At 71.1% G+C, this 24,179-nt stretch carries 22 protein-coding genes; 16 read left to right on the top strand and 6 right to left on the bottom strand.

Annotation, left to right across the window (positions count from 1 at the left end; translation table 11 throughout):
* The first annotated feature begins 361 nt into the window (after positions 1-361).
* The 10 genes from G515_RS0106890 to G515_RS0106935 all read left to right on the top strand — a co-directional run bounded on the left by G515_RS0106890 (position 362) and on the right by G515_RS0106935 (position 13,559).
* On the top strand, positions 362-2,065 hold the full coding sequence (locus G515_RS0106890) for a methylmalonyl-CoA mutase family protein (protein ID WP_028659568.1): 1,704 nt from the start codon (positions 362-364) through the stop codon (positions 2,063-2,065).
* Positions 2,062-4,227: a methylmalonyl-CoA mutase gene (gene scpA, locus G515_RS0106895; protein WP_028659569.1), complete on the top strand. Its 2,166-nt coding sequence runs from the start codon at positions 2,062-2,064 to the stop codon at positions 4,225-4,227. Before G515_RS0106890 ends, scpA begins: the two co-directional genes overlap by 4 nt.
* Complete coding sequence (gene meaB, locus G515_RS0106900) at positions 4,227-5,237, top strand: methylmalonyl Co-A mutase-associated GTPase MeaB (RefSeq protein ID WP_028659570.1); 1,011 nt, start codon at positions 4,227-4,229, stop codon at positions 5,235-5,237. The genes scpA and meaB overlap by 1 nt, the downstream gene beginning before the upstream one ends.
* Before the next feature lie 111 nt (positions 5,238-5,348).
* Positions 5,349-6,566 (top strand): amidohydrolase, encoded by a 1,218-nt coding sequence (locus tag G515_RS0106905; RefSeq protein WP_028659571.1) that lies wholly within the window; start codon positions 5,349-5,351, stop codon positions 6,564-6,566.
* Between the two features lie 160 nt (positions 6,567-6,726).
* Complete coding sequence (locus G515_RS0106910; protein WP_028659572.1) at positions 6,727-7,785, top strand: BMP family lipoprotein; 1,059 nt, start codon at positions 6,727-6,729, stop codon at positions 7,783-7,785.
* 166 nt (positions 7,786-7,951) lie between these two features.
* Entirely contained in the window at positions 7,952-9,469 is a 1,518-nt protein-coding gene (locus G515_RS0106915) for an ABC transporter ATP-binding protein (RefSeq protein ID WP_028659573.1), read from the top strand.
* Positions 9,466-10,608 (top strand): ABC transporter permease, encoded by a 1,143-nt coding sequence (locus tag G515_RS0106920; protein ID WP_245565276.1) that lies wholly within the window; start codon positions 9,466-9,468, stop codon positions 10,606-10,608. The genes G515_RS0106915 and G515_RS0106920 overlap by 4 nt, the downstream gene beginning before the upstream one ends.
* A complete protein-coding gene (locus G515_RS0106925) occupies positions 10,605-11,870 on the top strand; it encodes an ABC transporter permease (RefSeq protein ID WP_028659575.1) in 1,266 nt (421 codons plus the stop codon). The genes G515_RS0106920 and G515_RS0106925 overlap by 4 nt, the downstream gene beginning before the upstream one ends.
* A 5-nt stretch (positions 11,871-11,875) precedes the next feature.
* Positions 11,876-12,286: a cytidine deaminase gene (locus G515_RS0106930; protein WP_245565278.1), complete on the top strand. Its 411-nt coding sequence runs from the start codon at positions 11,876-11,878 to the stop codon at positions 12,284-12,286.
* Positions 12,279-13,559: a thymidine phosphorylase gene (locus G515_RS0106935; protein ID WP_028659577.1), complete on the top strand. Its 1,281-nt coding sequence runs from the start codon at positions 12,279-12,281 to the stop codon at positions 13,557-13,559. Before G515_RS0106930 ends, G515_RS0106935 begins: the two co-directional genes overlap by 8 nt.
* Positions 13,560-13,699: 140 nt before the next feature.
* On the opposite strand, the gene G515_RS0106940 is transcribed toward G515_RS0106935, so the two are convergent.
* Positions 13,700-14,155: a MaoC family dehydratase gene (locus tag G515_RS0106940; RefSeq protein WP_028659578.1), complete on the bottom strand. Its 456-nt coding sequence runs from the start codon at positions 14,153-14,155 to the stop codon at positions 13,700-13,702.
* Positions 14,156-14,209: 54 nt separating this feature from the next.
* Here G515_RS0106940 and G515_RS0106945 point away from each other — a divergent pair, with 54 nt between their 5' ends.
* Positions 14,210-15,292, top strand: coding sequence for an adenosine deaminase (locus G515_RS0106945; RefSeq protein ID WP_028659579.1), 1,083 nt, complete (start codon positions 14,210-14,212; stop codon positions 15,290-15,292).
* 77 nt (positions 15,293-15,369) lie between these two features.
* Here the strand turns inward: G515_RS0106945 and G515_RS22550 are convergent, their stop codons facing one another.
* Genes G515_RS22550 through deoC form a run of 3 tightly spaced genes read right to left on the bottom strand, consistent with a single transcriptional unit; the run spans position 15,370 to position 17,209 of the window.
* Positions 15,370-15,909, bottom strand: coding sequence for a hypothetical protein (locus G515_RS22550; RefSeq protein ID WP_051217970.1), 540 nt, complete (start codon positions 15,907-15,909; stop codon positions 15,370-15,372).
* Between the two features lie 12 nt (positions 15,910-15,921).
* On the bottom strand, positions 15,922-16,518 hold the full coding sequence (locus G515_RS0106955) for an ATP-binding protein (RefSeq protein ID WP_028659580.1): 597 nt from the start codon (positions 16,516-16,518) through the stop codon (positions 15,922-15,924).
* A 10-nt stretch (positions 16,519-16,528) separates the two neighbouring features.
* Positions 16,529-17,209 carry a deoxyribose-phosphate aldolase gene (deoC, locus tag G515_RS0106960; protein WP_028659581.1) on the bottom strand — a complete coding sequence of 227 codons (681 nt, stop codon included), beginning with the start codon at positions 17,207-17,209 and terminating at the stop codon, positions 16,529-16,531.
* 63 nt (positions 17,210-17,272) lie between these two features.
* On the opposite strand from deoC, the gene G515_RS0106965 reads away from it, so the two are divergent.
* Positions 17,273-17,875 (top strand): hypothetical protein, encoded by a 603-nt coding sequence (locus G515_RS0106965; RefSeq protein WP_036554735.1) that lies wholly within the window; start codon positions 17,273-17,275, stop codon positions 17,873-17,875.
* A 127-nt stretch (positions 17,876-18,002) separates the two neighbouring features.
* On the opposite strand, the gene G515_RS0106970 is transcribed toward G515_RS0106965, so the two are convergent.
* Positions 18,003-19,640 carry a phospho-sugar mutase gene (locus tag G515_RS0106970; RefSeq protein WP_028659583.1) on the bottom strand — a complete coding sequence of 546 codons (1,638 nt, stop codon included), beginning with the start codon at positions 19,638-19,640 and terminating at the stop codon, positions 18,003-18,005.
* 151 nt (positions 19,641-19,791) lie between these two features.
* Between G515_RS0106970 and G515_RS0106975 the strand changes: the two genes are divergently transcribed.
* Positions 19,792-20,247: an SRPBCC family protein gene (locus tag G515_RS0106975; protein WP_028659584.1), complete on the top strand. Its 456-nt coding sequence runs from the start codon at positions 19,792-19,794 to the stop codon at positions 20,245-20,247.
* On the opposite strand, the gene G515_RS0106980 is transcribed toward G515_RS0106975, so the two are convergent.
* A complete protein-coding gene (locus G515_RS0106980; RefSeq protein ID WP_036554808.1) occupies positions 20,216-20,878 on the bottom strand; it encodes a biliverdin-producing heme oxygenase in 663 nt (220 codons plus the stop codon). The genes G515_RS0106975 and G515_RS0106980 overlap by 32 nt on opposite strands.
* Before the next feature lie 138 nt (positions 20,879-21,016).
* On the opposite strand from G515_RS0106980, the gene G515_RS0106985 reads away from it, so the two are divergent.
* From G515_RS0106985 to G515_RS19955, 3 genes are read left to right on the top strand one after another with little or no spacing between them, the layout of a single operon-like run.
* Entirely contained in the window at positions 21,017-22,165 is a 1,149-nt protein-coding gene (locus tag G515_RS0106985) for a heme/hemin ABC transporter substrate-binding protein (RefSeq protein ID WP_245565280.1), read from the top strand.
* 19 nt (positions 22,166-22,184) lie between these two features.
* On the top strand, positions 22,185-23,261 hold the full coding sequence (locus G515_RS0106990) for a FecCD family ABC transporter permease (RefSeq protein ID WP_028659587.1): 1,077 nt from the start codon (positions 22,185-22,187) through the stop codon (positions 23,259-23,261).
* The gene (locus tag G515_RS19955; RefSeq protein ID WP_084653289.1) at positions 23,261-24,115 is read left to right on the top strand and encodes a heme ABC transporter ATP-binding protein; all 855 of its coding nucleotides are present in this window, start codon (positions 23,261-23,263) and stop codon (positions 24,113-24,115) included. The genes G515_RS0106990 and G515_RS19955 overlap by 1 nt, the downstream gene beginning before the upstream one ends.
* Positions 24,116-24,179: the final 64 nt, after the last annotated feature.

Raw genomic sequence — 24,179 nt, forward strand, 5'->3', positions numbered from 1 at the left:
GGGTGCACTGGTGCGTTGAGTTGGGCCTTGCGGGTTGTTCAGTTGGGCGTTCTGGTGCCTTGAGTTGGGCCTTGCGGGTTGTCGAGTGGGTCTCTGGATCCTCGGTCCGCGCCGGCGACATCGCTCGTTCGGGAGCCGCGGCCGATGCGATCCTCCGGGAGGCTCGACTCGACGGTCCGCAAGGGTCGGCTCGACGGTCCGCAAGGGTCGGCTCGACGGTCCGCAAGGCTCGGCTCGACGGTCCGCAAGGCTCGGCTCGACGGTCCGCAAGGCTCGGCTCGACGAAGCGGGCACGTCACTGAACGGTCGTTAAAATCACACTATGTGGCGCAGGTCATGGTGCCCGCTTAGGGTTCCGGACATGACTGACGCCGAGGAACTCACTTTGGCCCAGCCGGAGGACGAGCACTCTCTCGACGAGTGGGAGGCGGCCGCGGCCGCCGTGCTGCGCAAGTCCGGCAGGATCGCCGAGGGCGACCCCGACAATCTCGTCTGGGACAAGCTCACCCGCACGACCCTGGACGGGATCGGGATCACCCCGCTGGGCACCGCCACTCTGCTCGAGGGCCTGACCACCAGTGGGCGTCCTACGCGCGCCCAGGCGTGGGACATCCGTCCCCGGCTGGCCGACGCGGACCCGGCCCGCGGCAATGAGATCGCGCTGGCCGAACTCGATGGCGGGGCGACCAGTCTGTGGCTGCGCCTGGAGGACAGCGACGATCTGGCCCGGCTGCTCGACGGCGTACTGCTGGACCTGGCTCCGGTGGTGCTCGACGCCCCGGCGGACCGGGTCGGTACGGCGCGTGCCTTGCTGGCGCTCTTCGCCGAGCGCGGGGTCACGCCGCACGACGGGACCAACCTGGGCGCCGACGCCGCGACCACACCGGGTGAGGAGCTGGTCGGCATCGCGAGGCTCGCCCAGGAGCTCGGCGTCCGGGGCGTGGTCGTCGACGCGACCGCCGTCCACGACCGCGGTGCCTCCGACGTGCAGGAACTCGCCTGGTCGATCGAGGCCGGGGTCCGCGTCCTGCGCACGCTCACCGACGCCGGTCTCAGCGCCGTCGAGGCCGCCCGGCTGATCGAGTTCCGCTACGCCGCGACCGACGAGCAGTTCCCCACCATCGCGAAGCTGCGCGCGGCCCGCCGGCTGTGGGCCCGGGTGCTGGAGCTCTCCGAGGCAGCGGGAGTGCCGCAGCGTCAGCACGTCGTCACCAGCCGGCCGATGATGAGCAAGTACGACCCCTACGTCAACATGCTGCGTACCACCGTGGCCGCCTTCGCGGCCGGTGTGGGCGGAGCGGACGCCGTCACGGTGTTGCCCTTCGACTCCCCGCTGGGGAAGCCGGACGGGTTCGGCCGCCGGATCGCCCGGAACCTCCACCACCTGCTCATCGACGAGTCCCACGTCGCCGCGGTCGCAGACCCCGCCGGCGGTGCCTACGCCGTGGAGAAGCTCACCGACGATCTGGCCATCGCCGGGTGGGATCTGTTCGGCCGACTCGAAGCCGGGGAAGACCTCGACCCGTTGATCGAGGAGGTCGTGGCCGAGCGTGACCGCCTCGTCGCGCACCGACGCCGGCCGCTCACCGGGCTGACCGAGTTCCCCAACCTCGAGGAGACCCTTCCCGAGCGTGAGCCCGACCCGACGGCCAGCGAGGTACGCCGCTACGGCGCCGACTTCGAGGCGCTGCGCGACCGGCCGGCGACCACCCCGATCTTCCTGGCCACCCTCGGTCCGATCGCCCAGCACACAGCGCGGGCGACCTTCGCCAGCAATCTTTTCGCCGCCGGTGGGGTCGCGGTCGAGAGCGCCGGTGCCACCACCGATCCCGCCGACCTCGCCCGCAAGTACGCCGCTGCGACCACGCCCACCCCGGTGGTGTGCCTGGCCGGTTCGGACGCCGCCTACCGGGAGTGGGGCGAGGCTGCGGCCGGGGCCCTGCGCGAGGCCGGCGCCCGGCACGTCATCATCGCCGGCCGCCCCGTCGAGTACGCCGACGACTCCTGCGCCGCGGGGCTGGACGCCCTGAGGTTCCTCACCACCACGAGGGAGAAGCTCGCATGACCATCCCCAGTTCCTTCTCCGGCCTCCCGCTGGGCACCTCCGGTGCCCCGGCCGACGCCGCCCCCGTGCAGGGGGAGGGGTGGCACAGCCCCGAGGGCATCGAGATCCGTCCGTCGTACGGCCCCGAGGACCTGGCCGGCCTGGACGGTCTGGACACGTTGCCCGGGCTCAGCCCCTTCCTCCGTGGCCCGTACCCCACGATGTACACCACCCAGCCGTGGACCATCCGGCAGTACGCCGGCTTCTCCACCGCGGAGGAGTCCAACGCCTTCTACCGCCGTAACCTCGCGGCCGGGCAGAAGGGCCTGAGCGTGGCCTTCGACCTGGCCACCCACCGGGGCTACGACTCCGACCACCCGCGGGTGCGCGGTGACGTGGGCATGGCGGGCGTGGCGATCGACTCGATCTACGACACCCGCACCCTCTTCGACGGCATCCCGCTGGACTCGATGTCGGTGTCGATGACGATGAACGGAGCCGTCCTGCCGGTGATGGCGCTCTACATCGCCGCCGCCGAGGAGCAGGGGGTGAAGCCGGAGCAGCTCGCGGGGACCATCCAGAACGACATCCTCAAGGAGTTCATGGTCCGCAACACCTACATCTATCCGCCGGCGCCGTCGATGCGGATCATCTCCGACATCTTCAGCTACACCGCGACCAAGATGCCGCGGTTCAACTCCATCTCGATCTCCGGCTACCACATGCAGGAGGCCGGGGCGACCGCCGATCTGGAGCTCGCCTACACGCTGGCCGACGGTGTCGAGTACATCCGTGCCGGACTCGACGCGGGCCTGGACATCGACGCGTTCGCGCCGCGGCTCTCCTTCTTCTGGGCGATCGGCATGAACTTCTTCATGGAGATCGCCAAGATGCGGGCGGCCCGGGCACTGTGGTCACGGCTGGTCCGCCAGTTCGACCCGAAGTCGGCCAAGTCGCTCTCCCTGCGGACCCACTCGCAGACCTCCGGCTGGTCGCTGACCGCGCAGGACGTCTACAACAACGTCGGCCGCACCGCGATCGAGGCGATGGCCGCGACCCAGGGGCACACCCAGTCGCTGCACACCAACGCGCTGGACGAGGCGATCGCGCTGCCCACCGACTTCTCCGCACGGATCGCCCGCAACACCCAGCTGCTCCTGCAGCAGGAGAGCGGCACCACCGGCACCATCGACCCCTGGGCGGGCTCCTACTACGTCGAGCGGCTCACCCACGAGCTGGCTGCGCGAGCGTGGGCCCACATCCAGGAGGCCGAGGCCGCAGGTGGCATGGCCAAGGCGATCGAGCAGGGCATCCCCAAGATGCGCATCGAGGAGGCCGCTGCGCGTACTCAGGCGCGGATCGACTCCGGCGCCCAGAATGTCATCGGCGTCAATACCTTCCGGCTGCCGGCCGAGGATGCTCTCGACGTCCTCAAGGTCGACAACGACGAGGTCTACAAGCAGCAGATCGCCAAGCTCGACCGGCTCCGCGCCGAGCGTGAGGACGACGAGGTACGTCGTGCGCTGGACGCCCTCACCAACGCCGCCGAGCGCGGCACCGGTCAGGGGCTCGAGGGCAACCTGCTCGCCCTGGCGGTCGACGCCGCTCGCGCCAAGGCGACCGTGGGTGAGATCTCCGAGGCGTTGGAGAAGCCCTACGGGCGTCACCAGGCGGTGATCCGTACCATCTCCGGCGTGTTCCGTGATGAGTCGAACGAAGCCGGCGACGACCGGATCGCGCAGGTGCTGGCGGCCACCGAGGAGTTCGAGGAGGCCGAGGGTCGTCGTCCCCGGATCCTGGTCGCCAAGATGGGCCAGGACGGTCACGATCGCGGCCAGAAGGTCGTCGTCTCCGCCTTCGCCGATCTCGGCTTCGACGTCGACGTGGGGCCGCTGTTCTCCACCCCCGACGAGGTCGCCCAGCAGGCCGTCGACGCCGACGTCCACATCGTCGGGGTCTCCTCCCTGGCGGCCGGCCACCTGACCCTCCTGCCCGCGCTCAAACAGGCGCTGGCCGAGCAGGGCAGGCCGGACATCATGATCGTGATCGGTGGCGTGATCCCACCGGACGACGTGGCCACCCTGCTCGACATGGGGGCTGCCGCGGTCTTCCCGCCGGGCACGGTGATCGCCGACTCCGCACTCGATCTGATCGCCCGGCTGCGGGAGCAGCTCGAACACTGATGCCGGGCATCGACGTCGCGGCCCTGACCGAGGGGATCCGCGCGGGGCACCGCGCTGCGGTGTCCCGCGCGATCACCCTGGTCGAGTCCACCAAGCCCGCCCATCGGGCCAAGGCCCGCGAGCTGCTCACCGAGCTCGGCTCGGGGCCGGACAGCGGGGTCGACTCGCCCGCCGTGCGGGTCGGCATCTCGGGCGTCCCCGGGGTGGGGAAGTCGACCTTCATCGAGTCGCTGGGCACCCAGCTCACCGGTGCCGGGCACAAGGTCGGCGTCCTGGCCGTCGACCCCTCCTCGATCCGCACCGGAGGGTCCGTGCTCGGGGACAAGACCCGGATGCCCCTGCTCGCCGTCGACACCCACGCCTACATCCGGCCCTCGCCCGCCGCCGGCACGCTGGGCGGGGTCGCCCGCGCCACGGTGCAGGCGATGACGGTGCTCGAGGCGGCCGGGTACGACGTCGTCCTCGTCGAGACGGTGGGGGTCGGCCAGTCCGAGATCACCGTCGCGGGCATGGTCGACACCTTCCTCTTCCTCACCCTGGCTCGCACCGGCGACCAGTTGCAGGGGATCAAGAAGGGGATCCTGGAGATCTCCGACGTGATCGCGGTCAACAAGGCCGATCCGGAGGACGAGGGGCGGGCCCGCGAGGCGCGAGGGGCCGCCCGTGAACTGGCCGGTGCGCTCCGGCTGGTGCACGGCAAGGGGGAGTGGGCACCGCCGGTGGTGACCTGTTCCGGCCTGACAGGCCACGATGTCGACGACGTGTGGGCGCGGGTGCACGCGCACCGCGACCACCTCGGCGCCGAGGGGTTGCACCACAAGCGCGCCGCCCAGCAGTTGGAGTTCACCTGGGCCCTGGTCCGGGACGAACTCGACCAGCGGCTGCGCCACCACCCCCGCGTGGCCGCCATCCGGGAGCAGGTCCGTGCCGAGGTGCTCTCCGGCGACCTCGCCGCCACCCTCGCCGCGGACCGGATCCTGGCGGCGTACGACGAGCGCGCCGCAGACTGAGCGTGGATCAGGGCTGAGGCCGGGGACGAACCGCTCGATCCAGGCAGCGGATCAGCGGGTTTGGTCCAGCGGTACCCGGGACGAGGGAGACGCTCCATTACCCTGACCTCGATGCCACTCGACCCGCCTGTTCCGAGTTCCGGCCGGTTCACCTCGCTCACCGAGGCGATCACCGGGACCGTCGACGAGCACGAAGCCGAGCTGGTCGAGCTGCGTCGCGACGTGCACGCCCACCCGGAGCTGTCCTGGGCCGAGGAGCGCACCACCGAACTCGTCCAGCGTCGGCTGGAGAAGGCGGGCTGGCGGATCACGCCGATGCCCGGCACCGGGCTGCTGGCCGATCTGGGCGACCGCGGTACGCGGGTGGCGCTCCGGGCAGACCTGGACGCGCTGCCGGTGCCCGACGAGACCGACGACCCGTGGCGCAGCACGGTGCCGGGGGTGGCGCACGGTTGCGGGCACGACGTCCACGTCGCCGCGCTGGTGGGAGCCGGTCTGGCCCTGGCACGGGCGGAGGAGGCACACGGTCTCGGGGGCCGGGTGCGGCTGATCTTCCAGCCTGCCGAGGAGGTCGTGCCGGGGGGCGCGATCCGGATGATGAGCGCTGGTGCGGTCGACGACGCCGAGCGGATCTTCGCGTTGCACTGCGACCCGAGCATCGACGCCGGGCAGGTCGGCCTGCGGCTCGGCCCGCTGACCAGCGCGGCCGATCTGCTCGAGGTTCGGCTGGAGGGCAGCGGAGGGCACACCAGCCGACCCCACCTGACCGGGGATCTCACCTACGCCCTGGCCAAGGTCGTCACCGAGTTGCCCGCCGTCGTGTCGCGGCGGATGGACCCCCGCGCCGGGGTGAGCGTGGTGTGGGGGAAGATCCACGCCGGCTCGGCGTTCAACGTCATCCCGGGCACCGGCGTGGCCTCCGGCACGGTGCGCATCCTCGACGCGGTGGCGTGGTCCGAGGCCGAGGACGTCGTCCGCGAGGTGATCCAGGATCTGGTCCGGCCCTACGGTGTCACCGCGCACATCGACTACGAACGCGGGGTGCCGCCGGTGGTCAACGAGCCGGTCGCGCACCGGATCCTGCACCAGGCGGTGCTGAGCATCCTGGGGGAGCGTGGCCACGTGGTCGCCCCGCAGAGCCTGGGCGGCGAGGACTTCGGCTGGTATCTCGACCAGATCCCCGGGGCGATGTTCCGGCTCGGCATCCGTACCCCCGGTGGGCCGACGTACGACCTGCACCAGGGCGATCTTCGGGTCGACGAGCGCGCCGTCGCGGTGGGGGCCAAGGTGCTGGCCGGCGCCGCGGTCGGTGCTCTGGCACTGCGCTGACCGAGCGGCGAACGCCGAGCAGCAGGGCCGCAGATCACGGAATCGCGGCTATCCGGTGCGGCTGGATAACAACTTCGTCACGGTCGAGCGTCCTCGCGGACGGTGGTCCTACAGTCGGCAGGTGTCTCGACCGGGGGCGCAGCTAGACGAAGGAGACGTCGTGCGACGCATCACCAAGATCTCGGCCGTGCTCAGCGCCGGCCTGTTCTCTCTCGCGGCCACCGCGTGCACCAGCGACGGTGGTGACACCGCGAGCGAGGGCGAGAACAGCGACTTCAAGGCCTGCATGGTGTCCGACTCCGGCGGTTTCGACGACAAGTCGTTCAACGAGACCTCGCTGGCCGGCCAGGACGCCGCCGAGGAGGACCTCGGGATCGAGACGGCGACCGTCGAGTCGGCCGGCGACAGCGAGTACGCCAACAACATCGCGCAGCTGGTCGAGCAGGGCTGTGACCACATCACCACGGTCGGGTTCCTGCTCGGTGATGCCACCCTCGCCTCCGCGCAGGAGAACACCGACCTCAGCTACGCGATCGTCGACTTCGCCTACGCCGACGACCAGGGCAACAACACCGCCCCCGACAACCTCAAGGGGCTCACCTACGCCACCGACCAGCCGGCCTTCCTGGCCGGCTATCTCGCCGCCGGGATGACTGAGAGCGACAAGGTCGGCACCCTGGGCGGTCAGAACATCCCGACGGTGACGATCTTCATGGAGGGATTCCGCCGCGGCGTCGACCAGTACAACCAGGACAACGGCACCAAGGTCCAGGTGCTCGGCTGGAACGGCAAGAGCGGCTCGTTCACCGACGACTTCGAGGACAAGACCAAGGCCCAGGCGATCGGCGAGCAACTGATCGGGCAGGGCGCCGACATCATCATGCCGGTCGCCGGTCCCTCCGGTCTGGGAGCCTTGCAGGCCGCCAAGGACGCCGGGGTCAAGGGCATCTGGGTGGACAGCGACGGCTACGAGAGCACCGAGTTCGGCGACATCCTGCTGACCTCGGTGGTCAAGGGCATGGACGTCTCCGTCGAGCAGGCCATCACCGACTCGGTCAACGACGAGTACGACAACGAGATCTACCTCGGCACCCTGGAGAACGAGGGTGTCGGACTGGCCGACTACCACGACTTCGAGGACCAGGTCCCCGACGAGCTCAAGGACAAGATCGACGAGCTCCGGCAGCAGATCATCGACGGCGAGCTCACGACCAGCTGATCGTCAGGGGCCGGCTCGATCGGCCGCCGGTCCACGAGGCGATGACCGGACCGGGGCAGCCCTGCCGGGTTGCCCCGGTCCCGTGTCGCGGCAGCGCCCACCGAGGCGATCTTTGGCCTAACGTCGGGTGCAGGCGGTCCCGTCCATCTCTGCGGCAGGAGCACACATGAAGTTGGAGATCCGGGGTCTCACGAAACGCTTCGGTGACTTCGTGGCCAACGACCACATCGACCTGACCATCGAACCGGGCGAGATCCACTGCCTGCTCGGCGAGAACGGCGCCGGCAAGTCGACGCTGATGAACATGCTCTACGGCCTGCTCGACCCGTCCGAGGGCGAGGTGCTGATCGACGAGGTGCCTCGAAGCTTCGCCACGCCGGGCGACGCCATCGCGGCCGGGATCGGGATGGTGCACCAGCACTTCATGCTGGTGCCGGTGTTCACGGTCGCCGAGAACGTCATGCTCGGCGATGAGAGCGTGCGCGGTGGGGTCTTCCTCAACCGCGGGCAGGCCACCGAGCGGGTGCGGGCACTCTCACAGCAGTACGGACTCAAGGTCGATCCCGAGGCGCTGGTCGAGCATCTCCCGGTCGGGGTCCAGCAGCGGGTGGAGATCATCAAGGCGCTCTCGCACAACGCCAAGGTGCTCATCCTCGACGAGCCGACCGCGGTGCTGACCCCGCAGGAGATCGAGGAGCTGATGCAGATCATGCGGGAGCTGCGGGACCAAGGCACCTCGATCATCTTCATCACCCACAAGCTGCGTGAGGTGAAGGCGGTCGGCGACCGGATCAGCGTGATCCGCCGTGGCCGGGTGGTGGGCACCGCCGATCCGAGCACCTCGGAGGCGGAGCTCGCCGAGATGATGGTCGGCCGCTCGGTCAAGCTGGTGGTCGACAAGGAGCCGTCCACCAGGCGCGACACAGTCCTGCAGGTCGAGCACCTCACCGTCACCGACCCCCGCGGCCACCAGGTCGTCAAGGACATCGGGTTCGAGGTGCGCGCCGGTGAGGTGCTCGGCGTCGCCGGCGTCCAGGGCAACGGGCAGACCGAGCTGGTCAAGGCGCTGATCGGGCTGATCAGGCCGGACACCGGGGTGATCAGCCTGGACGGCAACGACATCAGCGGCCACGGACCCCGCCGCAGCCTCGAGGCCGGCGTCGGCTACATCCCCGAGGACCGCTCACACGACGGCAACGTCGGGAGCTTCTCGGTGCGGGAGAACCTCATCCTCGACCTCTACCGCGACGACCGGTTCGCCCGCGGGATGGCACTGCGCCTCGACGACATCGCGACCAATGCCCAGGAGCGGATCGAGGAGTTCGACATCCGCACCGAGTCCGACCAGACGCCGGTCTCCGCGCTCTCCGGTGGCAACCAGCAGAAGGTCGTGGTGGCGCGGGAGTTCTCCCGACCGTTGAAGCTCCTCGTCGCCTCCCAGCCGACCCGAGGGGTCGACGTCGGGTCGATCGAGTTCATCCATCGGCGGATCATCGCCGAGCGCGACCGCGGCACCGCGGTCGTCATCGTCTCCACCGAGCTCGACGAGATCTACGCGCTCTCCGACCGGATCGCGGTCATGTACGACGGCCGCATCGTCGGCACCGTCACCCCCGACATCCCGCGCGAGCAGATCGGCCTGCTGATGGCCGGCGCCACCGACACCGGCGAGGAGAGGGTATGAGCAGCCTCCGAATGACCGCCGGCTGGTGGGCCAGCGCCAAGGTCACGCTCGCCGCCTTCGCGATCGCACTGCTGATCGGCGCCGTGCTGATCGCCTTCAGCGACGAGGACGTCGTCGAGACCCTGCCGAACCTGTTCACCTACCCCGGTGACTTCTTCGTCGCGGCCGCCGACGCCATCGGCTCGTCGTACTGGGCGATGCTGAAGGGCTCGCTGGGCAGTTGGCATGCGATCGCCAGCACCCTGGAACGCTCGGCGCCGCTGATCTGTGCCGGCCTGGGCGTGACGTTCGCCTTCCGCGCCGGCCTGTTCAACATCGGCGCCCAGGGCCAGATGACCATCGCCGCGCTGATCGGCGGCTATGTCGCCTTCGCCTGGCAGTTGCCTGCGGGTCTGCACCTGCTGTGCGCGCTGGTGGCCTGCCTGATCGGCGGTGCGCTGTGGGGCGGTGTCGCTGGGGTGCTCAAGGCGCAGGCCGGTGCGCACGAGGTGATCACCACGATCATGCTCAACTACGTCGCGGCCAGCGTCCTGCTCTACGCGCTGAGCAAGGATGCCTTCCAGCGACCCGGCAGCGACAACGCGCTCTCCCCGCAGCCGCTGGACACGGCGAGGTTCCCGAGCATCGGCGGTGTGCACCTCGGGGTGCTGCTGGCCCTGTTGGCCGCCGTACTCGTGTGGTGGGTGCTGGACCGGAGCACGCTCGGCTTCGAACTGCGGGCGGTGGGGGCCAACCCGAACGCCGCCCGCACCGCGGGCATGAGCACCACCGTCGTCTACACCGTCGCCATGGTCATCGCGGGAGCGCTGGCCGGACTGGCGGCCGCCATGAACGTGCTCGGCGAGGGCAATGCCCTCAGCCCGACCCTGGTCGGCTCGATCGGCTTCGACGCGATCACCGTGGCCCTGCTCGGCCGGGCGAGCCCGGTGGGCACCGTCCTGGCCGGTCTGCTCTTCGGGGCGATGAGCGTCGGCGGCGTGGCGATGCAGGCCAGCGTCGGGACGCCGAAGGAGCTCACCGCCGTGATCCAGGCGCTGATCGTGCTGTTCGTCGCCGCGCCGACCTTCGTCAAGGCGCTGATGCGGTTCAAGGACCAGGGTGGCGGCACCACCCTGCTGGCGAAGGGATGGGGAGCATGACCGCCGCCGCGATCACCGAGGAGGGCACGGTCGACATCCGCGACCGGGCCGACGTGGTCCGCCAGATCCGTCAGCTGGTGGTCTTCGCCATCGTCGCCGTGCTCACCCTGGTCTTCTGGCTCAGCACCGAGGACGCCGTGATCCCCTACCGCCTCGGCGAGGGCGAGGACGTGTCGACCTTCGACGGTGCGGTGGCCCTGGTCCTCTGTTTCCTGCTCGCGCTGGTCGCCCTCGGCCTGGCCGCGGTCAACCGGGTGCCCCGCGGCTGGGCGGGCACCCTGATCTATCTCGCGGTCGGGCTCGCGTTCGTGCTCTCCTTCCTGATCTGGAGCTACGGCGACCAGATGACCGAGACTCCGACCGCGCTGCTCAACCCGCTGCCCGGCACGGTGCGCCTGTCCACTCCGCTGATCCTGGGGGCGATGGCCGGCTGTCTGTGTGAACGTGCCGGGGTCATCAACCTCGCCATCGAGGGCCAGATGCTGGTGGGCGCCTACTTCGCCGCGCTCGCGGCCACCGTCGTGAGCAGCGCGACCTTCGGACTGGTCGGTGGACTCGTCGCCGGAGTCGCGCTCTCGGTGCTGCTCGGCTTCTTCGCACTCCGCTACCAGATGAACCAGGTGGTGCTCGGCGTGGTCCTGATCGCGCTGGCCACGGGGCTCACCGACTTCCTGCTCAGCCAGTTGCCCCGAGAGCTCAACGAGCCCGAGATCCTCCAGCGCATCGCCATCCCGGTGCTCTCCGACATCCCGCTGCTGGGCCCGACCCTGTTCGACCAGAACCTGCTGGTCTACCTGATGTACGTCGCGGTGGCCGGCTCCACCCTGCTGCTCTTCGAGACCCGCTGGGGCCTGCGTGTCCGGGCGGTGGGCGAGCACCCCAAGGCCGCCGACACGGTCGGCATCAAGGTCAACCGACTCCGCTGGCAGGCCGTCCTGCTCGGCGGCGCGATGGCCGGCCTGGGTGGGGCCTACTTCACCGTGGGATCCACCGGGTCCTTCGACTCCAACGCCTCGGCCGGTAACGGCTTCATCGCGCTCGCCGCGGTCATCATGGGGCGCTGGCACCCCATCGGCGCCACCCTGTCCGCCTGCCTGTTCGGCTTCTGCTTCACCCTGCAGGCGCAACTGGCGTTCCTCGACAAGATCCCCGGGGAGCTGCTGCGGGCCTCGCCCTACCTGGTCACGTTGATCGCCGTGGCCGGGTTCGTCGGCCGGGTCCGCCCGCCGGCGGCCGACGGGGAACCCTACGTGAAGGGATGAGGGAGATGGCTGAGGAGTTCGACTGGGTCGAGCTGCGCGCCCGCGCCAGTGAGGCCGCCACCCACGCCTACGCGCCGTACTCCGGCTATCGGGTGGGTGCGGCCGCGGTCGTCGACGACGGTCGGCTGGTGCGGGGCTGCAACGTCGAGAACGCGGCGTACGGCGTCGTCCTGTGTGCCGAGTGCGGGCTGGTCTCCCAACTCCACCTCACCGGTGGCGGGCGGCTGACGCACTTCGTCTGCGTCAATGGTGCCGGTGAACTGATCATGCCGTGCGGCCGCTGCCGCCAGTTGCTGTGGGAGAACGGCGGCCCCGCGCTGCTGCTGCAGACCAGGGCCGGAGTCCGCACCATGCGCGAGGTTCTCCCCGACGCCTTCGGCGCGGACGACCTCGAGGAGGCGGACAGTCATGGCTGAGCGGCACGACGCGGTCGAGGTGATCCGGGCCAAGCGGGACGGCGGGCGACTCAGCGACTCCCAGATCGACTGGGTCGTGGACGCCTACACCCGGGGCCTGGTCGCCGAGGAGCAGATGAGCGCGCTGGCGATGGCGATCCTGCTGCGCGGCATGGACCGCCTCGAGATCGTCCGCTGGACCTCCGCGATGATCGCCTCGGGGGAGCGGATGGACTTCTCCGGCCTCTCCCGGCCGACCGCGGACAAACACTCGACCGGGGGAGTCGGTGACAAGATCACCCTCCCGCTGGCGCCGCTGGTGGCCGCCTGCGGGGTCGCCGTACCCCAGTTGTCGGGGCGGGGGCTCGGCCACACCGGCGGCACCCTCGACAAGCTGGAGGCGATCCCGGGGTGGCGGGCCGAGCTGAGCAACCCCGAGCTGATGGCGCAGCTGGAGGACGTAGGTGCGGTCATCTGCGCCGCCGGCGCCGGGTTGGCTCCGGCGGACAAGAAGCTGTATGCGCTGCGCGATGTCACCGGCACGGTCGAGGCGATCCCACTGATCGCCTCCTCGATCATGAGCAAGAAGATCGCCGAGGGCACCGGAGCGCTGGTCCTCGACGTCAAGGTGGGGTCGGGCGCCTTCATGACCTCGCTCGAGGACGCTCGCGAGCTGGCGCGCACGATGGTCGACCTCGGCACCGACGCCGGGGTGCGCACCACGGCGCTGCTCACCGACATGGGTACGCCGCTGGGCCGGTGCGCCGGCAACGGCCTCGAGGTGGCCGAATCGGTCGAGGTGCTCGCCGGCGGCGGACCGCCCGATGTGGTCGAACTGACCCTCGCGCTGGCCGGCGAGATGCTCGCCGGGGCCGGTGTCACCGGCGTCGACCCGGCCGAGAAGCTCGCCGACGGGTCGGCGATGGACACCTGGCGCGCGATGATCGCGGCTCAGGGGGGTGACCCGGACGCGGCGTTGCCGAAGGCCCGGGAGACCGAGGTGCTCACGGCACCGAGGGCCGGGGTGCTCACCCGGCTGGACGCGATGGCGGTGGGCCTGGCCGGGTGGCGGCTCGGTGCCGGTCGCGCGCGCCGGGAGGACCCCGTGCAGCCCGCCGCCGGCGTGGAGTGGCATGCCCGGCCGGGGGAGCGGGTCAGCGCTGGGCAGCCGCTGTTCACCCTGCACACCGACGAGCCGGCCAGGTTCGAGCGCGCGCTCGCCGCCCTCGACGGCGGCTGGGAGATCGGGGACTCGCACACCCCCGCCCCGCTCGTCCTCGACCGCATCATCTGACCCACACCACCGGCGTACTGGCCGGGCAGCGGAGGCCGGGGCGACGAGGGCCGGACCCGGCAGGAGCGGAGGTCGGGCCGAGCCGGCCGAGGCCTCAGGGGAGAGGCCTTGACCGACGCGGCCGGCAGAAGGGGAGGACCTCAGCTGTCCAGCAGGAGCACGACGGTCTCGGCGACGCAGGCGGGCTTCTCCTCGCCCTCGATCTCGACGGTGTACTTCACCGTCATCTGCTTGCCCATCGGGAGGTCGGTGAGGCCGGCGATGGCGGCCTTCGCGCGGATCCGCTTGCCGACGCGCAGCGGGTTGGGGAAGCGCACCTTGTTGACGCCGTAGTTGAGCTTGGCGCCGGGCGTCTCCAGGCTGAACAGCTGCGGGCTGAACTGCGGGATGAGCGAGAGGGTGAGGTAGCCGTGCGCGATGGTGCCGCCGAAGGGTCCGGACTCGGAACGCTCCACGTCCACGTGGATCCACTGGTGGTCGCCGGTCGCGTCGGCGAAGGCGTTGACCCGCTCCTGGTCGACCTCGAACCATTCGGTGGGGCCGAGCTCCTCGCCGATGGCGGCGGCTAGTTCGTCGTTGCTGGAGAAGACGCGCATGTCGATCGTCCTGTTCGGTCTGCCAATGTCTTGGCTCGGTGATTGGATTGCGCCATGGAACCTACCGTGACCCACGACACGGTGCATCAGGCCCCCAAGGTTGTCCTGCACGACCACCTCGACGGCGGTCTGCGGCCCGCGACGGTGCGCGAGCTGGCAGGCCAGATCGGGCACGACCTACCCGCCGACACCGCCGAGGCGCTCGAGCAGTGGTTCTTCCAGGCCGCCGACTCCGGCAGCCTGGAGCGTTACCTGGAGACCTTCGGGCACACCGTGGCCGTGATGCAGAGCGCCGAGGCGCTACGCCGAGTGGCCCGCGAGGCGGTCGAGGACCACGCCGCGGACGGCGTGGTGTACGCCGAGATCCGATACGCACCCGAACTGCACGTGGAGGGCGGGCTCACCCTGGACCAGGTGGTGGCGGCGGTGCAGCAGGGACTGGACGAAGGCACCGCGGCGGTGAGCGCGGCCGGTGGCCGGATCGTGGTCCGGCAGTTGCTCACCGCCATGCGCCACGCCGCCCGCGCCCTGGAGATCGCCGAGCTCGCGGTCGCCTGGCGTGATCGCGGGGTCGCCGGTTTCGACATCGCCGGCCCGGAGGCCGGCTACCCGCCGACCCGATTCCTCGACTCCTTCGAGTTCCTTCGCAGTCACAACGCACACTTCACCATCCACGCGGGCGAGGCATTCGGCCTCCCGTCGATCCACGAGGCGGTGCAATACTGCGGCGCCGACCGACTGGGCCACGGCGTCCGACTGGTCGACGACATCACCCAGGAGGCCGACGGCACCCTGCGGCTCGGCCGGCTGGCGGCCTACGTCAAGGACGCCCGGATACCCCTCGAGCTCTGCCCGACCTCCAACCTCCAGACCGGCGCCGCCCTGGCCATCGCCGAGCACCCGATCGGACTCCTGACCCGGGCGAGGTTCCGGGTGACGGTCAACACCGACAACCGGCTGATGAGCCGCACCTCGATGACCCAGGAGATGTGGGCCCTGGTCCAGGCATTCGGCTACGGCCTGGACACGCTCGAGTGGTTCACCGTCAACGCGATGAAGTCCGCCTTCGTCCCCTACGACGAGCGCTACGCCACCATCCGCGAGGTCATCCGGCCCGGCTACGCCGCCCTCCGCTGACCCAGCCGCTCCTCCGCCCGCCCAACCGCGCGACTCGACCGGGGCCGACCGGATCGACCCGGCGTTGGGTCATCGGCTCAGTGCGGGAGGACGACGAACCAGGGATGGGTCCAGCCGCCGAGGTGGAGTTCGCCGTGGGTGAAGGCCCAGGGGGAGGCGGTGCGCAGGGTGCCGGAGGCAGGGTCGTAGCAGCGCAGCGCGCCGGTGTCGCTCGGCTCGAGGGCGAGTACGACGTGGCGTGGCAGGAACCGATTGCCGACGTAGAGGGCGACGGGGTGGCCGGCACGGCCCTCTCCGACCGCGTCCCGGGCGGCGGCGAACAGGCTCTCGGGCTCGTGGCGGGCGACCTTGACGGCGTACGGGACCCCCTCGATGCCGGCCAGGGCATGAGCGATCGCCCACGGTGGGGTGCCGAGGTGTCGCGGCCAGGGGAGCTGGGCGTGTCCCTCACGGTCGGTGAGGCCGACGAGTTCGCGATGGGTGCGCAGGACGTCAGGGGCGAAGGCCGAGGCCAGCGGGGTCACCCGGGTGCGCAGCAGCCGAGCGACCACGATGCAGGCGGCACCACAGGAGTACCCGTCCGGCTGCCTGAGCACCGGACCGAACGGGAGGCTCATCCGTGATCACCATCACAGGTCACGGAGCCGTTGTACCGCGTCGAAGCCCTGATCGGGAGTCACCGGCGTACATCCCGCGCTCGCGGCGTCGGCCACCACCCGGGGCTGGGCCCGCATCAGGGCCAGGCCACGTCGGACCAGCACGAGGGGTGGCTTGCGGCGCTCCCGCAGATCGCGGACCAGCCGGCGGCCGAAGGTGACGAGCGGCCGCTGGGTCACGCAGTACGCCGCCGCGAGGACACCGGCGTCGCGGCAGGGCTCCACGATGTGCTGGGCGAAGATGCCCTCGGCGACGAAGAGGTCGGCACCGCCGAGGTCGAGTTGGCGCCACCCGCAGCGGCCGTCGTGGGCCAGGTCGTAGAGGGGGACCTGGGCGCGCCCTTCGCGGCACACCCCGAGGACGGCGGCCAGCGCTTCCTCGGCGAGCCAACTGTCGGGGTGGTCCCAGTCGACCAGCCCGGCGTTGGGCCCAGCCGCGATCCGGGGCAGGGCCGGGTCCGAGCCGTTGCGATAGAAGTCGTCGAGACGCAGCAGCGGCAGACCCAGCCGCCGCGCCAGCCTGGACTTGCCGGCCCCGGACGGCCCGGCCAGGACGATCACCCGCGCCATCGGTGGCGGGTCAGTACCCGGTGGGTGCCTGCTCGGCGCCGGCCAGCAGGGCCCGGCTGCCGGAGACCCCCAGCCGGGTGGCGCCGGCGGCCACCATCGCGCGCGCCTGCTCGAGCGTGCGGACGCCGCCGGAGGCCTTGACTCCCAGCGACGGCACGGTCCGGCGCATCAGCCGGACTGCCTGCACGGTGGCGCCGCCCGCCGGGTGGAACCCGGTCGAGGTCTTCACGAAGTCGGCGCCGGCCTGCTCGGCCGCACGGCACGCGCCGACGATCTGCTCCTCGTCCAGCGCCGCCGACTCGATGATCACCTTGAGGACGACTGGCGCGGGCGCCGCCGCCCGCACGCCGGCGATGTCGGCCCGGACGTCGTCGTAGCGACCTTCCCGGGCTGCGCCGACGTCGATCACCATGTCGATCTCGTCGGCACCATAGGTGAGCGCCTCGGCGGCCTCGACGGCCTTGACCCGGGTGGTGTGCTTGCCGCTGGGGAAGCCACACACCACGGCGACCCGGAGGTCGCTGCCCTCGGGCACGCGCACCGGGAGCATCGAGGGGGAGACACACACCGAGTAGGTGCCCAGCTCGACCGCCTCGGCGACCAATGCGTCCACCTCGGCACGGGTCGCCTCCGGCTTGAGCAGGGTGTGGTCGATGATCCCCGCGATCTCGGCGGCGGAGGGAGACGGCATCGCGGCACGATTCACCGCCCCAGCATAGAGGCGGGCGTGGGGGCCTTCACTACCCTTGCCGGTGTGACGAGCAGCAAGCCCCCGGTCGAATGGTTCCGGCCGACCAGCGGCAGCGTGGTGGGATGGTTGGGGATCGCGACCGCGGTCGCACTGCTGGCCTTCTCCCTCGGCGTCGGCACCGACACCGGTGCTGCCCCGGCGGGTGTGGCGGGGGCGTTCCTGCTCGCGCTCGGTGCCTGGGTGGCGATGCTGCGACCCCGGCTCGGGGTGAGCGAGGACGAGGTCGTCATGCGGGGCATGCTCTCCACGACGTACCTGCCGCTCGCGGGGGTCGAGAACGTCACCGTCCGGCAGGTGCTGGCCCTGTGGGTGGGCGGCAAGCGCTACATCAGTGCCGCGATCGGGCACTCCTACCTCAAGGTGGCCCGGGCCCGTCGCCATCCGCACGGCGAGCCCGCGCAACTGAGCAAGGATCTCCTCTATCCCGATCACGTCGCCGATTCCATCGATCACCGGTCCAAGCTGGCGATGCACGACGCCGGGCTGAAGCCTCACACCGAGGCGCAGGCCGCTCTCGCCGCGCAGGTACGACGGACCTGGGCCTGGCCGGAGATCGCCGGGCTGGTCGTGCTCACCGCGGCCCTGGTGTGGCTGCTCGTGCTGTGAGGGGCGAGTCGTCACTTTCCCCGGTGAACCGGGGAAAGTGACGCTACCTGGCCGAAAAATCGGCCAGGAGGTGCCACTTTCGCCTGCGTTCGGTGACGCCTGAGACGCAAGGGATGATGCAGGCGCCTCAGAGTCCCAGGGTGTCCCGGAGTTCGGTGCGTAGGGCGTCGAGGCGTCCGGCGGCAGAGATCCGGGCGGCGTCGACATCGCCGTCCGGTTCCACCGGCACGACCACCTCGAGGTAGCACTTGAGCTTGGGCTCGGTGCCGCTGGGGCGGACGATCACCCGGGCGCCGGGCAGCAGGTAGCGCAGCCCTTCGGTGGGCGGCAGTGCCGCGGAACCTTCGGCGAGGTCGTCGACAGAGGTGACCGGAAGCCCACCGAGGACGGTCGGGGGAGAGGCGCGGAGACGGGCCATCGCGACCCGTATGAGGTCGAGGTCGGTGACGCGGAGCGAGAGCTGGTCCGTGGCGTGCAGGCCGTGCGCGCGGGCCAGGTCGTCGAGGACGTCGACCAGTGTGCGACCGGCCGCCTTCTCCCGCGCGGCCAGTTCGCACAGGAGCAGCAGTGCCGAGACGCCGTCCTTGTCGCGGACGTGCGCGGGATCGACGCAGTAGCCGAGCGCCTCCTCGTAGCCGAAGCTCAGCCCGGGGACCCGGCTGATCCACTTGAACCCGGTCAGGGTCTCCACGTGTCTGACCCCTGCAGCATCCGCCATCGCCGCCAGCAGGGAGGAGGAGACGATCGAGGCGGCGAAGGTGCCGCCGACCCCGCGCCGGAGCAGGTGGTGGGCCAACAGCGCGCCCACTTCGTCGCCGCGCAGCATCAGCCACCCGTGCGGTCCGGGCACGGCGGCGGCGCAGCGGTCGGCGTCGGGGTCGTTGGCGACCACCAGGTCTGCGCCGGTCGCCTCGGCGAGGGCCATCGCCAGGTCCATCGCCCCCGGTTCCTCGGGGTTGGGGAAGGCGACCGTGGGGAACTCCGGGTCGGGGTGGGACTGCCTGGTCACCGTCCGCGGCGGGGCGAACCCAGCGCCGGTCAGCACCCGCTCCACGCTCTCGCCCCCGACGCCGTGCAGTGGCGTGTAGACCAGGTCGAGGTCGCGCGGGCCGTCCTCGACCAGACGGGTCACCGAGGCGAGGTAGCGCGCGAGCACGGTCTCCTCGAGCGTGCGGCCGGGCCCGCCCAGCGGCAGCCCCGAGACCGGCCCGATCTCCGCGATCCGGGCCGCGATGTCGGCGTCGATCGGTGGGACGATCTGGCTGCCGTCACCCAGGTAGACCTTGTACCCGTTGTCCTGCGGCGGATTGTGGCTGGCGGTCACCATCACCCCCGCCACCGCGCCGAGGTCGCGGATCGCGAAGGCCAACACGGGGGTGGGCAGCGGTCGCGGCAGCACCAGCGCCTCGAACCCCGCCCCCGTCATGACCCGCGCCGTGTCAGCGGCGAACACGTCGGAGTTGTGCCGGGCGTCGTACCCGACCACCACGCGGCCGCCCTCGAACCCCGAGGCAGCGAGGTACGCCGCCAGCCCGGCGGCGGCCCGCATCACCACCACCCGGTTCATCCGGTGCGGCCCGGCGCCCAGGGCCCCACGCAGCCCGGCGGTGCCGAACTCCAGCGGCCCCGAGAACCGGTCGGCCAGCTCGGCGTGGGCGGCCGGATCGTCCGGGACGGCCTCGATCAGGGCACCGAGTTCGACCCGGGTCTGCTCGTCGGGGTCGTCGGCGAGCCAGGCCCGCGCCTGCGCGAGGAGATCGCTCATGCAGCGACGATATCCGTGCCGGTCGGACCCGTCCGGCCGCGGCCGCAGCGCCCCTGGCTCGGACGCCCATCGTGGGGCGGCGCGACACCGGTCGCGACACCTGCGGCTCCGGTCACCGGGATGCGGTGGGCCTTCGCCGTACCGTGGCGGGATGCGGGCGCGCTTCGAGTTCGAGGAGAGTTGGCCGATCGCCGGCACGCCGGAGGAGTTGGGTGCGATGCTGGTCGACCTGGAGCACTATCCGGCGTGGTGGCCCCAGGTGCTGGCGGTGGCCAAGGTCGGCCCGGACGATGCCCGGGTGCTGTGCCGCTCGGTGCTGCCGTACACGCTCGACCTCGGGCTGCACGCGGTGTCACGGACCCCGCCCACGCTCGAGGTCGCGCTCAGCGGGGACCTGGACGGCTGGGTGCGCTGGCACCTGCACCCCACCGCAGCCGGCAGCACCCGGCTGACCTGGGAGCAGACCGCCGAGGTCGGTGGGCCGCTGGCCGCCGCAGCCCGGGTGGCGGGGCCGCTGCTGCGCTGGAACCACGCCCGGATGATGGCCGGCTGTCGAGCGGGCCTCACGGAGGCGTTCAGCCGCGCGCGTCCGACCGAGGGGTGCTGAGCTCGTCGAAGAGGTCCTGGTTGAGCCGGAACGCGACCTGCACCTCCGCCACCACCCGCTCGACCGCAGCGGGGGAGAGGGCGAGCGCGTCGAGGCGGGCGCGGTAGGCGTCCTTGTACGGCTTCGGCTTGGGCACGGCGGGGAACTCGTAGAAGGCGAGCCCGGCACCGCCGAGCGCGAAGGTGCGATCGAGGATCCGACCGATCGCCTGACCGCCGGAGAGGTCGCCGAGGTAGCGGGTGTAGTGGTGGGCGAGGTAGAGGCCACCCCATTCCGCCGAGGCGCGGATGCGTGCGGCGTACCTCGCCGCAGCGGGTGAGCCGACGTCGACGGACGCACCGGGCGCCCAGTGGGCGAGGTCGGCGTCGAGCGCCGCGAGTCGGTCGAGCCCCGGGTCGTGTACGGCGGCGACCACCGGGTCGGCGCTCAGCTGCCGGCCGGTCTCCTCGAGCGCGGCGTAGATCATCCGGAGCCGCCGCAGGTAGGCGGCGTAGCCCCGGCCGTCCACGTGACCCGCGAGGAGTTCGCTGACGAACGACGATCCCTCGGCCGCCTCGTGCTGCACGGCCGACCCCTCCTTCATCGCGATGGAGAGGGAAGGGCGGGGGATGACGATCTGGGGCGCGGTCACGTGGGGCTCCTCGACGGGCATGTTGCTGACGTGTTGTCGAGAAGATCTTGACATGTGGTCTGGAACTTGTCCATGATCTTTTTAGGCAAACCTTAGTGAGGGAAGCCTAAGCAAATTTGGATGAGGGAGACAAACGGCGTGAATGTTGGGACCCAACGGCCACTCGGGCGCCGTGGACCGTGGCGGATCGCGAGCCTGCTGAGTGGGCTCGTGATCGCGGGGCTGCTCGTGGCCGGGTGCGCCGAGTTGCCCGGCACCGGCGGCGACACCGAAGCGGAGGACGGCACCACCGTCTCGCTCGCCGACGCCGAAGCGCTGGCGGATCCGAAAAGCTACGAGGGGGCGACCCACGCCTCGCTGGGCGAGCAGGCGGTGCGCCCGATCGTCGAGGATCCGAAGCAGCAGCTCCCGGTCACCGTCACCGATGCCCAGGGCACCGAGGTGACGGTCACCGACACCAGTCGGATCCTGGCACTGGACATCTACGGCACCCTGGCCCAGACCGTCTTCGAGCTCGGTCTCGGGGGTCAGGTGGTGGGGCGAGACATCTCCACCCAGTTCGCGGAGGCCTCCGAGTTGCCGTTGGTGACCGGCAACGGCCACGAACTCGTGGCCGAGCAGATCCTCGCCCTGGACCCCACGGTCATCCTCACCGACACCTCGCTGGGCCCCTGGGACGTCATCTTGCAGATGCGCGATGCCGGGATCCCCGTCGTCGTCATGGATTCGCACCGCGGCATCGACTCGGTCGGCTCCCTGACCCGTGAGGTCGCGCGCTCGCTCGGTGTAACGGAGGCGGGGAAGAAGCTCGCCCGACGGACCGAGAGCGAGATCGAGGCGGCCCGAGCCGAGATCGCGAAGGTCGCACCGGGCGCTGTCCAGGATCAGCTCCGCACCGTGTTCCTCTACGTCCGCGGGCAGGCCGGGGTCTACTACATGTTCGGCGAGGGCTCCGGCGCCGACGACCTCATCTCCGGCGTCGGCGGGTACGACGTGGCCGAGGAGATCGGCTGGAGCGGGATGAAGCCGGTCACCGACGAGGGCATCATCGCCGCGCAGCCCGAGCTCATCCTGATGATGACCAAGGGTCTCGAGTCCGTCGGCGGGGTCGACGGGCTGCTGGAGCGGCTCCCCGCGCTCGCCCAGACACCGGCCGGGCAGCGAAAGCGCATCGTCGACATGCAGGACTCTGCCATCCTGGGTTACGGACCGCGCACGGCCGAGGTGCTCGAGTCCCTCGCTGTCGCGATCTATGCCCCGTCGGCAGCCGAGGCGTCCGATGAGTGAGCGGACCGCCACCGCCGTACTGGCTGCCACCGAGCGGCCCTCGGCGGTGCTCCCGCGCACCCGGAACCTGCGCGCCGTCCTGCTCTTCTCGGGACTCGGCATCGGTCTGGTGGTCACCGTGCTGCTCGCCGCCGGACGCGGTCAACTGCAGATCCCCGCCGACGAGGTGCTCGGTGCCGTCCTGCACCGCATCGGGCTGGACGTCGGACCGCTGCCCGCCCACCCGCAGGGGGAGGTCACCCTGTGGACCGTGCGCTTCCCGCGGGTCGTGCTCGCCGTCCTGGTAGGCGGCGCGCTCGCCGCAGCCGGCGCCCTGATGCAGGGCGTCTTCGGCAACCCGCTCGCCGAACCGGGAGTCGTCGGTGTGTCCACCGGCGCAGCCCTGGCGGCGGCCGTCGTGATCGTGTTCCAGATCGGCCTGCTGGGCGCCTGGACGGTGCCGGTCTTCGCCTTCGTCGGGGGGCTGGTGACGACTGTGCTGGTCTACCTGCTCTCGCGTGCTGACGGGCGTACCGAGGTCGTCACGCTGGTGCTGACCGGGATCGCGGTCAACGCGGTCTGCAGCGCCGGTCTGGCCCTGATGCTCTTCCTCGCCGACACCCAGGCGCGCGAGGAGATCATCTTCTGGCAGTTGGGCTCCCTCAACGGCACCCGATGGGTGTACGTCGCCGTGGTGGTGCCGTTCGTGGCCGTCGGCCTGGCCGGCGCGCTGGTCCTCGCCCGCCGGCTCGATGTCCTCGCCCTGGGTGACCGGGCCGCGCGACACGTGGGTATCCATGTGGAGCAGGTCCGCATGGTCGCGATCGTGCTCGTCGCGGTCCTGACCGCGGCCGGTGTCTCCTTCGCCGGGATCATCGGCTTCGTCGGCCTGGTGGTGCCGCATCTGATCCGCATGGTGATCGGCCCTGGCCACCGGCTGCTGATCCCCGCGAGCGCACTGGGTGGTGCTCTGCTGCTGCTCCTGGCCGACCTGGTGGCGCGGACGGCGGTGCCGTACGCCGACCTGCCGATCGGCATGCTCACCGCCCTGGTGGGTGGCCCGTTCTTCTTCTGGCTGCTGCGCCGCACGCGCCGGACCGCGGGCGGGTGGGCCTGATGCTGCAACTCGACCGGGTCTGTGTCAGCTTCGAGGCCAAGACCGTCCTGAGCGGCGTCGACCTCCGGGTCGTGCCCGGTGAACTCGTCGCATTGGTGGGCCCCAACGGCGCCGGGAAGTCGACCGTGCTCGGCGTGATGTCCGGTGATCTCCCGCCCGACACCGGCGCGGCCACGCTCGACGGACGCGCGGTATCGGAGTGGAAGAACCTCGCCCTGGCCCGCCGCCGCGCCGTCCTGCCGCAGGAGCACCGGGTCGCCTTCGGGTTCCCCGCGGTCGAGGTCGTCCGGATGGGACGTGCCCCGTGGGCTCGCACCGACCGTGAACGGGCCGATGACGACGTGGTGGCCGACGCGATGCAACGCACCGAGGTGCTCGGCCTGGCCGACCGCAGCTTCCCCACGCTCTCCGGCGGCGAGAAGGCCCGGGTGGCCTTCGCCCGGGTGCTGGCCCAGGAGACCGAGCTCGTCCTGCTCGACGAGCCGACCGCCGCCCTCGACCTGCGTCACCAGGAGCAGGTGCTCGCTGAGGCGCGCCGGCTCGCCGCGGGCGGGACCGCGGTGGTGGCCGTCGTGCACGACCTGAGCCTGGCGGCGGCGTACGCCGACCGGCTCTGTGTCCTGGACCGGGGTGTCGTCGTGGCCGACGGGCCTCCTACGCAGGTGCTCGATCATGAGTTGATCGGCCGGGTCTACGACCACCCCGTCGACGTCATCCGGCACCGCGACCGGCTGCTCGTCGTACCGCGGCGGCTGGGGTCGGACGGTGACCTCGCCGCCCCCTCTGCCGCCGGCACCCGAAGCGGCACCGCACCGAGCACCGAGGAGAACGCGCCAGGGGCGTCCGCACGATGACGGGACAGCGGTCCGGGCCCCGGACCCGCCGGGGAGGACGGGCGAGTCGGTGGCGATGGCTGCT

The organism is Nocardioides insulae DSM 17944, from assembly GCF_000422825.1.
GTDB lineage: Bacteria > Actinomycetota > Actinomycetes > Propionibacteriales > Nocardioidaceae > Nocardioides > Nocardioides insulae.